Genomic DNA, 268 nt, shown 5'->3' with positions numbered 1-268 from the left:
CCAGGTCGCTGTCGGGCCAGGCGTGGTGGAGCCGCCAGACGATGCCGAGGAGGTTGCCGAAGTCGAGGCTGCCCTGGACCAGGGTGCCGGGGATGCCCTTCAGCAGGTGCGCGTCCCTGATGACCACGCCCTCGTCGTTGCCGTCGCCGAGGAAGTGGTCGTTGCCCCAGTAGTGCGTGACGGTGCGGGCGAAGCCCATGCGGAAGTCCGGGTCCTGGTAGCGGGCGACCGAGCCGGGCGGCGCGGGGATGGTCGCCGTCTCCCAGTC

At 71.3% G+C, this 268-nt stretch carries 1 pseudogene; it reads right to left on the bottom strand.

The features are described from left to right. Positions 1-268, bottom strand: a pseudogene (locus OOT08_RS18865) (prolyl aminopeptidase); the annotation flags it as partial.

Source organism: Leucobacter sp. M11, assembly GCF_035726885.1.
GTDB lineage: Bacteria > Actinomycetota > Actinomycetes > Actinomycetales > Microbacteriaceae > JAPFRB01.
This window is presented reverse-complemented; position numbering and strand designations above follow the sequence as displayed.